This is a genomic window from Bacteroides acidifaciens (genome assembly GCF_024623065.1).
Classification (GTDB): Bacteria; Bacteroidota; Bacteroidia; order Bacteroidales; family Bacteroidaceae; genus Bacteroides; species Bacteroides acidifaciens.
On record NZ_JANJZR010000028.1, the window covers coordinates 41,975 to 51,497 of the forward strand.

General features: G+C 44.0%; 10 protein-coding genes. 9 read left to right on the forward strand and 1 reads right to left on the reverse strand.

From position 1 onward, the window contains the following. Positions 1–56: 56 nt before the first annotated feature. Together susR and NSB03_RS10260 are read left to right on the forward strand one after the other, a co-directional pair. Positions 57–1,652: a SusR family glycan utilization regulator gene (susR, locus tag NSB03_RS10255; RefSeq protein ID WP_257466373.1), complete on the forward strand. Its 1,596-nt coding sequence runs from the start codon at positions 57–59 to the stop codon at positions 1,650–1,652. A 74-nt stretch (positions 1,653–1,726) separates the two neighbouring features. Beyond that, positions 1,727–3,127, forward strand: a complete 1,401-nt coding sequence (locus NSB03_RS10260; RefSeq protein WP_121766122.1) for an alkaline phosphatase — start codon at positions 1,727–1,729, stop codon at positions 3,125–3,127. A gap of 73 nt (positions 3,128–3,200) precedes the next feature. On the opposite strand, the gene efp is transcribed toward NSB03_RS10260, so the two are convergent. Next, positions 3,201–3,767, reverse strand: a complete 567-nt coding sequence (gene efp / locus NSB03_RS10265; protein ID WP_024987060.1) for an elongation factor P — start codon at positions 3,765–3,767, stop codon at positions 3,201–3,203. 192 nt (positions 3,768–3,959) lie between these two features. Here efp and rpmH point away from each other — a divergent pair, with 192 nt between their 5' ends. The 7 genes from rpmH to NSB03_RS10300 all read left to right on the forward strand — a co-directional run bounded on the left by rpmH (position 3,960) and on the right by NSB03_RS10300 (position 9,346). Beyond that, the gene (rpmH, locus tag NSB03_RS10270) at positions 3,960–4,121 is read left to right on the forward strand and encodes a 50S ribosomal protein L34 (RefSeq protein WP_005678985.1); all 162 of its coding nucleotides are present in this window, start codon (positions 3,960–3,962) and stop codon (positions 4,119–4,121) included. Positions 4,122–4,369: 248 nt separating this feature from the next. Continuing rightward, positions 4,370–5,020, forward strand: a complete 651-nt coding sequence (locus tag NSB03_RS10275; protein WP_024987062.1) for a PASTA domain-containing protein — start codon at positions 4,370–4,372, stop codon at positions 5,018–5,020. A 26-nt stretch (positions 5,021–5,046) separates the two neighbouring features. Then, positions 5,047–6,120 (forward strand): RluA family pseudouridine synthase, encoded by a 1,074-nt coding sequence (locus tag NSB03_RS10280; protein ID WP_128824298.1) that lies wholly within the window; start codon positions 5,047–5,049, stop codon positions 6,118–6,120. Continuing rightward, complete coding sequence (locus tag NSB03_RS10285) at positions 6,117–7,091, forward strand: D-alanine--D-alanine ligase (protein WP_024987064.1); 975 nt, start codon at positions 6,117–6,119, stop codon at positions 7,089–7,091. Before NSB03_RS10280 ends, NSB03_RS10285 begins: the two co-directional genes overlap by 4 nt. Positions 7,092–7,098: 7 nt before the next feature. Further along, a complete protein-coding gene (locus NSB03_RS10290; protein ID WP_135035476.1) occupies positions 7,099–8,247 on the forward strand; it encodes a 1-acyl-sn-glycerol-3-phosphate acyltransferase in 1,149 nt (382 codons plus the stop codon). Beyond that, positions 8,244–8,939 (forward strand): NigD1/NigD2 family lipoprotein, encoded by a 696-nt coding sequence (locus NSB03_RS10295; protein WP_024987065.1) that lies wholly within the window; start codon positions 8,244–8,246, stop codon positions 8,937–8,939. Before NSB03_RS10290 ends, NSB03_RS10295 begins: the two co-directional genes overlap by 4 nt. Before the next feature lie 14 nt (positions 8,940–8,953). Then, the gene (locus tag NSB03_RS10300; protein WP_024987066.1) at positions 8,954–9,346 is read left to right on the forward strand and encodes a rhodanese-like domain-containing protein; all 393 of its coding nucleotides are present in this window, start codon (positions 8,954–8,956) and stop codon (positions 9,344–9,346) included. The last annotated feature ends 177 nt before the right edge of the window (positions 9,347–9,523 follow it).

Here is a 9,523-nt window from a genome sequence, read left to right on the forward strand (position 1 = left end):
TATTTCGTATTCATTCTGATATTCCCTATATTTGTGACATCTTAAACAACCGACTTATGAAGAATATGGCCTGTATTTTAGCTTTTCTCTTGGTTTATCCTTTTTTATTGTTTGCCGCTCCGGCAGATGACAATGCGGCAGCACTTGAAAGGCTGGACGAGGTTATCAAAAAGAAAGAAACCTATCAGAAGCGGAAAGAGAAGGATATTGATGTGCTGAAAAGGCAACTGTCCCGGTCGGTTGCGCCTGCCGATAAATACCGGCTGTATGGTGCTTTATACGATGCTTACCTTCATTATCAGGCGGATTCCGCACTTCATTATGTAAATAAGAGACAAACCGTTTTTCTTCTGCTCGATACTCCGGAGCTGGCAAACGAGATAACCATCAACCGTGCCACGGTGTTCGGAGTGATGGGGATGTATATCGAAGCTATGAAAGAACTGGACGGTATTCGAACGGAAAAACTGGACCGAAACACATTGATGTATTATTATCAAACCTACCGTGCTTGCTATGGTTGGCTGGCGGACTATACCACCAACAGGGAAGAGAAAGAAAAGTACCGGGAGAAGACCGATGCCTACCGCGACTCCATTATCAGTGTCATGCTCTCCGAAAAGAACCGTACTATTGTGATGGCGGAGAAATGCATCGTGGCAGGCAAAGCGGATACAGCGTTGGTGATTCTCAATGCTGCATTGAAAGATGCTACGGATGAACGGCAGAAAGTTTATATTCATTACACGCTCTCCGAAGCCTATGCGGCAAAGGAAGACACGCAGAAAGAGATTTATTACCTGATACTGACAGCTATTGCCGATTTGGAATCTTCGGTCAGGGAATATGCTTCATTGCAGAAACTGGCACACTTGATGTATGAACTGGGCGATGTGGACCGCGCTTATAAATATCTGAGCTGTTCGATGGAAGATGCCGTAGCTTGCAATGCCCGCCTGCGTTTTATTGAGGTGACGGAATTCTTTCCTATTATCGACAAGGCTTATAAACTGAAGGAAGAAAAAGAACGTACGGTTTCACAGGCAATGCTTATCAGTGTCAGTATGCTCTCTTTCTTTCTCCTGATTGCTGTTTTCTATTTGTATCGCTGGATGAAGAAACTGTCTGCCATGCGGCGTGATTTAAGCTTGGCGAACAAACAAATGCAGGCAGTAAACAAAGAACTGGAACAGATGGGAAAAATTAAAGAGGTATATATCGCCCGCTATCTGGACAGGTGCGTCAACTATCTGGATAAGTTGGAAACTTACCGTCGTTCACTGGCGAAGCTGGCTATGGCGTCACGTATCGAGGACTTGTTCAAAGCCATCAAATCCGAACAGTTCATCCGTGACGAACGGAATGAATTCTATAATGAGTTCGACAAGTCCTTCCTGAAACTGTTTCCGAACTTTATTACCGCCTTTAATGAACTGCTGGTAGAAGAGGGGCGCATATATCCGAAATCCGACGAACTGCTGACAACGGAACTCCGCATTTTTGCCCTTATTCGCCTGGGAGTGGTAGACAGTAATAAGATAGCCCATTTCCTGGGCTACTCTTTGGCGACTATCTATAATTATCGTAGCCGGATGCGTAACAAGGCTGCCGGTGATAAGGACAGGTTTGAGCAAGATGTGATGAATTTGTAATATGGCATCCGGATAATTTCTTCTTTTTTTCCTACTTTTGTAGACGACTAATCTAATAATAAACTTACTAAAAAATGAAAAAGTTAATCTACACACTGTTCTTTGTCCTTATCTCCGTTGTGGCAAACGGTCAGGCAAAGTACGTATTCTATTTCATCGGGGATGGGATGGGAGTGAACCAAGTGAATGGTACGGAGATGTATCAGGCCGAACTTCAAAACGGACGTATTGGTGTCGAGCCTTTATTATTTACTCAATTCCCGGTCGCTACCATGGCAACTACTTTCTCTGCGACAAATTCAGTAACCGACTCTGCCGCTGCAGGCACTGCGTTGGCAACGGGACAGAAAACGTATAATCATGCTATTTCTGTAGGAGAAGATAAGAATGCGATTCAGACAGTAGCCGAAAAAGCGAAGAAAGCCGGCAAGAAAGTAGGTGTCACTACTTCTGTCAGTGTAGACCATGCCACTCCAGCCGCATTTTACGCACACCAACCGGATCGTGGTATGAATTATGAAATTGCCCTTGACTTGCCGAAGGCTAATTTTGATTTCTATGCAGGCGGTGGTTTCCTGAAACCGAATACTTCTTTTGACAAGAAGGAGGTTCCGAGTATTTTCCCTATTTTTGAAGAATCAGGATATACAGTGGCGCGTGGTTACAATGACTATAAAGCGAAAGCCGGCAAAGCCGACAAAATGATTCTTATCCAGGAAGAAGGAGCAAATCCGTCCTGCCTGCCTTATGCCATTGACCGCAAAGAGGGTGATTTGACATTGGCACAGATTACCGAAAGCGCTATCGACTTCCTGACGAAAGGTAAGAATAAAGGTTTCTTCCTGATGGTAGAAGGTGGAAAGATAGACTGGGCTTGCCATGCTAATGACGCCGCTACTGTGTTCAATGAAGTGAAAGATATGGACGATGCCGTTAAGGTGGCTTACGAATTTTATAAGAAGCACCCGAAAGAAACTTTAATTGTTGTCACAGCCGACCATGAAACAGGCGGTATCGTACTTGGCACAGGAAAGTATGCGTTGAACCTGAAAGCATTGCAATATCAGAAACATTCTGCTGACGGACTTTCACAACGTATCAGCGAATTGAGAAAATCAAAAGGCAATAAAGTGACTTGGGAAGACATGAAAACATTCCTTGGTGAGGAAATGGGCTTCTGGAAACAATTCCCTATTTCGTGGGAACAGGAAAAAAAATTGCGTGATGAGTTTGAAAAGTCATTCGTGAAGAACAAGGTGGTATTTGCTGAAAGCATGTACTCAAAGAGCGAACCAATGGCTGCACGTGCCAAAGAGGTGATGGATGAAATATCTATGGTCGGCTGGGTAAGCGGCGGACACTCTGCAGGTTTTGTTCCGGTATTCGCTATCGGAGCCGGTTCTCACTTGTTTGGTGAAAAGATAGACAATACTGAAATTCCGAAGAGAATTGCCAAAGCGGCAGGATATAAATAAGAACAGAACCGTATGTATATAAAAATAGCCGGTAGTCATTGGACTATCGGCTGTTTTTATATGTTCTTGTCAATTATGCTTTCACGCGTCCTACGTAAGAACCGTCGCGAGTATCAATTTCGATTGTTTCGCCTTCGCTGATGAACAACGGAACACGAACAGTTGCGCCTGATTCTACAGTGGCAGGTTTCAGAGTGTTAGTAGCTGTATCACCTTTCATTCCCGGTTCTGTATAAGTAACTTTCATCTGAACCTTGATTGGCATATCAGCGTAAAGTACGGTTTCGGTAGAAGCATCGGAAACAACGTCCAATACAGCGCCTTCAAGTAAGAAGTCAACACCGTTGATTAAGTCATGTGCGATTGGGTGTTGGTCAAAAGTTTCCTGGTTCATGAAGATATAATCTTCTCCCTCTTTATATAAGAACTGGTAAGGACGACGTTCTACACGTACATCTTCCAGTTTTTCACCGATGTTGAAACGGCGTTCGATAACGTATCCGCTTACTACATCTTTCAGTTTAGTACGCATGAAGGTATTACCTTTACCTGGTTTTACATGCAGGAATTCAATACAGAAATAGAGCTTTCCGTCCATACGGATACAAGTTCCGTTTTTGATGTCTTGAGCATTAATCATACTGCTATTCTTCTTAATATATTATTGTTATTTAATTGTTTTCGTAGGAATTCGGGTGCAAAAGTAATCTAAATCGGTAAAAAACACAAAAACTTTTGAGCAAAAATGAGTTATCTCTTGGTTAATTTAAAAAAAGTGCCTATTTTTGCAGCCCGATTACGTAGAATAATAACATAAAAATAAGATACAGTAATGAAAAGAACATTTCAACCCTCTAACAGAAAGAGAAAGAACAAACACGGTTTCCGTGAGAGAATGGCATCGGCTAATGGTCGTAGAGTATTAGCTGCCCGCCGTGCAAAAGGCAGAAAGAAACTGACTGTTTCTGATGAGTACAACGGACAAAAGTGGTAATCACTTGCCATCAGGGAAACAAAAAAGGCGGAGAGTATATTCTTCGCCTTTTTTGTTTCTGTACGTGACCGAAAAAAACGCATAATCATAATAGGGTTGTTGAAATCTATAGGAGTGGGGATTATAGTTGCAGCAATTCTGGCGATAATTAGTGCCCCTGCGTCGTGGTTGAGGATATTTTTCATCGCCTACTTTTTAAAAGTTCAACTATTTTGTAGTATCTTTGGCGCATATTAACAGCAATGCGTATGACTATTAAAGAATTCTTTTCTTTTAAAACAAATAAATTTTTCTGGTTGAATATTATCGCCATGATTGTGGTGGTGATAGTGATGGTATTCGGTGTGTTGAAATGGCTCGATATGCATACACATCATGGTGAGACGGTCATGGTGCCCGATGTGAAAGGCATGACAGTGGAAGAAGCAACAAAAATGTTCCGTAATCATGGGCTGGTGTGTGTGATTTCCGACACCAAATATGTCAAGGACAAAGCCGCTGGTATCATTCTTGACTTAAAGCCGGGAGTAGGAGAAAAAGTAAAAGAAGGCCGTACTGTATACCTGACAGTCAATACCCAGGACATTCCTTTGCGTGCCATTCCTGATGTGGCGGATAACAGTTCCCTTCGGCAAGCAGAAGCGAAGTTGCAGAGTGCCGGCTTCAAACTGACTGAAATTCAGTTGATACATGGTGAGAAAGATTGGGTGTATGGTGTGAAATACCAGGGACGCCAGTTGACGGCAGGGGAAAAAGTTCCCGTAGGTTCCGCCCTCACGCTAATGGTAGGAAATGGGGCAGGCAATATGCTGGAAGACGATGCTACTGATACCAGTATGGATACGGAAGAACCTGTGGCATCAGACGCGTCTCCTGCTCAGGAAGACAGTTGGTTTTAATTGATAAATAACAGAAGCAGACTCACATGATAGAGGAAGAACTTCCGGACGGACTGGAAAATGACTTGGATGATATAGAACCTGTCGGTAACGAAGCCCAACTTTACGAACACTTCCGCGTGGTTGTAGACAAAGGTCAGGCGATGGTCAGAGTCGACAAGTATCTGTTCGAGCGTATGGTCAACGCCTCGCGCAACCGTATCCAGAAAGCTGCCGAAGACGGGTTCGTTATGGCCAACGGCAAACCGGTGAAAAGCAGCTATAAAGTGAAGCCGTTGGATGTCATCACGGTGATGATGGACCGTCCGCGCTATGAAAATGAAATTATTCCTGAAGATATTCCCCTTAATATCGTTTATGAAGACCCGTATCTGATGGTCGTGAATAAACCTGCGGGATTGGTAGTGCATCCGGGACACGGTAATTATCACGGTACGCTCGTCAATGCCCTTGCATGGCACATGAAAGATAACCCCGATTATGATGCGAACGATCCGCATGTCGGACTTGTCCACCGGATTGATAAAGACACTTCGGGCTTGCTGGTGATTGCCAAAACGCCGGACGCTAAAACAAATCTGGGACTCCAATTCTTTAATAAGACTACCAAACGCAGATATCGTGCTCTGGTGTGGGGCGTTGTAGAACAGGATGAAGGAACGATTGTCGGTAATATCGCCCGCAATCCGAAAGACCGGATGCAGATGGCAGTGATGTCCGACCCGACGATGGGCAAGCATGCCGTTACGCACTACCGTGTGTTGGAACGCTTGGGATACGTCACCCTTGTGGAATGTATACTTGAAACGGGGCGTACCCATCAGATTCGTGTCCACATGAAGCATATCGGTCATGTACTGTTCAATGACGAACGTTATGGCGGGCATGAGATACTGAAAGGAACTCATTTTAGTAAATACAAACAGTTTGTAAATAATTGCTTTGACACTTGTCCCCGACAGGCTTTGCATGCTATGACGTTGGGGTTTGTGCATCCCGTCACAGGTGAGGAAATGCATTTTACTTCCGAACTTCCGGATGACATGACCCGGCTTATCGAGAAGTGGAGAGGCTATATAAGTAATAGAGAATTAGAATGAAACGCAACATTGCTATCGTGGCAGGGGGAGATACCTCTGAAATCGTAGTTTCCCTGCGTAGTGCACAGGGTATTTATTCCTTTATAGATAAGGAAAAGTATAATTTGTACATTGTGGAGATGGAAGGTCGTCGCTGGGAAGTACAATTGCCGGATGGAAACAGGGTTCCGGTGGACAGAAATGATTTTAGTTTTACGAACGGGACAGAGAAGGTGGTGTTCGATTTTGCTTATATCACTATTCATGGCACACCGGGCGAGGACGGTCGCCTGCAAGGTTATTTCGACATGATGCGTATTCCGTATTCCTGCTGTGGAGTATTGGCTGCTGCCATTACCTATGACAAATTTGCCTGCAACCAGTATCTGAAAGCTTTTGGCGTACGCATTGCTGAATCATTACTGTTGCGTCAGGGACAATCAGTTTCCGATGAGGATGTCATTGAAAAGATTGGTTTGCCTTGCTTCATTAAGCCCAGCCTGGGTGGTTCGAGTTTCGGCGTTACCAAGGTAAAAACGAAAGAACAAATCCAACCGGCCATTGTTAAGGCTTTCGGAGAAGCGGAAGAAGTGCTTGTCGAAGCATTTATGGATGGAACGGAATTGACTTGCGGTTGCTATAAGACCAAAGAGAAGACAGTCATCTTCCCGCCTACGGAAGTGGTGACGCACAATGAGTTTTTTGATTACGATGCAAAATACAATGGTCAGGTAGATGAAATCACTCCCGCGCGCATCTCGGACGAACTGACCAAGCGTGTGCAGATGTTGACTTCGGCTATCTATGATATATTGGGTTGCTCCGGCATTATCCGTGTGGACTATATAGTGACCGACGGTGAAAAGCTTAACCTTCTCGAAGTGAATACGACTCCGGGGATGACTGCTACCAGCTTTATTCCCCAGCAAGTGCGTGCGGCCGGACTGGATATAAAGGATGTGATGACTGATATAATAGAAAACAAATTTTAATCACGCTATGGACCTGACAGAATTTAATGAGATTCGCCCTTATAATGATGAGGAACTTCCTCAGATCTTTGAGGAACTGATTGCTGATCCGGCTTTTCAGAAAGCTGCCACCGGAGCTATCCCGAACGTTCCATTCGAACTTCTTGCGCAGAAAATGCGTGCTTGCAAGACTAAACTGGAGTTTCAGGAAGCATTCTGTTATGGTATCTTGTGGAAGATAGCGGCGGACCATACTGACGGATTGACACTGGACCATGCCGCTATACCGGACAAGTGCAAGGCCTATACGTACATATCAAATCACAGGGATATTATTCTTGACTCGGGCTTTCTTTCCATTCTGCTGATTGACCAGGGGATGGATACAGTCGAGATTGCGATTGGTGACAACCTGCTGATCTATCCTTGGATAAAGAAACTGGTTCGTGTCAACAAATCCTTTATAGTGCAGCGGGCATTGGCCATGCGTCAGATGCTTGAGTCTTCGGCACGAATGTCCCGTTATATGCATTACACTATTTCGCAGAAAAAACAGTCCATCTGGATTGCGCAGCGTGAAGGACGCGCGAAAGATTCCAACGACCGTACACAAGATAGTGTATTGAAAATGTTGGCAATGGGTGGCGAAGGCGATTGGGTAGAACGTCTGATGGAAATGAATATCGCTCCGCTTGCCATTTCATACGAGTATGACCCTTGCGACTTTTTGAAAGCGCAGGAGTTTCAATTGAAAAGGGATGTGGAGGGATACAAGAAGACCACTCAGGACGATTTGATTAATATGCAGACCGGTCTGTTCGGCTATAAAGGCAGAGTGCACTTTCAGGTTGCCCCCTGTCTGAATGATGAGTTGCAATGTTTGGACCGTTCGTTGCCGAAACCGGAACTGTTTGCCCGCATTTCTTCATGCATCGACCGCAGGATTCATTGTAACTACCGTATGTATCCGGGCAATTATGTTGCATACGACTGGCTGAATGGTACGACAAAGTTTGCGTCTAACTATACCGAAGAAGAGAAACAACGGTTTATAAACTATATCGAGCAACAATTAAGCAAGATAAAGATTCCGAATAAGGATGAAGGATTTTTGCGTGAGAAGTTGTTATTGATGTATTCCAATCCGTTAGTAAATCATTTAGCTGCTTGCCAATGAGAAGAAGTAAATTACATATAGTCTGGTTGTGGGGATTGCTATTCCTGATGACTGCTTGTGGAGATGACGACTATTATTATCCTTCGGTGCAACTGGAATTTGTTACAGTAGTGTCCGGCGAGGATGGTAGCATACAGACGCTTATCCCCGATAAAGGGGAGTCGTTGCCTGTATTGGAAGACCGTACAAAGTCTGCTATTTCTCCGAATACTTCCAGACGTGTAATGAGTAATTATGAACTGCTGACGGGCGGTGTCCGTATTCATTCTTTGCAGTCACTTGTGACGCCGGAGCCCAAGCCGGAAGATGATCCGGTTTATAAAGACGGCGTAAAGACTGATCCTGTAGAGATGGTCAGCATTTGGCTGGGACGGAATTATCTGAATATGATTCTGAATCTGAAAGTCAGCACTGGCAAGGGACATGTATTCGGCATAGTGGAAGATGTATCCGAACTGGCAACAAAAGGCATTGTGAATATGTTATTATATCATGATGCGAACAGTGATGCGGAGTATTACAACCGACGCGCTTATATCTCTGTTCCTTTGGAGAAATATGTAGATGCGGAAAATCCTGACCGGGTGATAAAGATTAAGTTTAAATATTACAAGTACGGTGAGAACGGGACTGGCGAAGAGTCAGACAAATATTGTAATCCCGGATTTGACTATATCCCGGAACTGAATTGAAGAATTGAGTACATATGTTTAAAATGAATCAACTGGCCGTGGGGATATTTTTATTTCTTTCTTCCCTCTTCTCCTGTCAGCAGAAAGGGGACTTTCAGTCAATGGATGTAGAGGATTTCGATACTCTTATTCAGAATGAGGATATACAGCGTCTGGATGTCCGCACATTGGCCGAATATTCGGAAGGGCATATCGCAAAAACGATTAATATCAATGTGATGGATGATTCTTTTGCTGCCATGGCGGATTCGTTATTGCAAAAAGACAAACCGGTGGCTGTATATTGCCGTAGCGGCAAACGGAGTAAGAAGGCTGCTGCCATTCTGAGTGCGAAAGGCTATAAAGTCTTTGACCTCGATAAAGGATTCAATTCCTGGCAGGAAGCAGGTAAAGAGACGGAACGTTAATTTGAACAGTAGTAATTATAGGATATCGGACACGGATTAGCCAACTTATAGATTATAAACCGGAAATGTAAAAATAGTTGCCTGACCCGTGCCTGATAATTAAGAGCCTGTTTAAATTTTCCTGAGATTATGTTAGATAGGCTTTACCGACCAGTTTTTATTCGTCACATAGTCTCC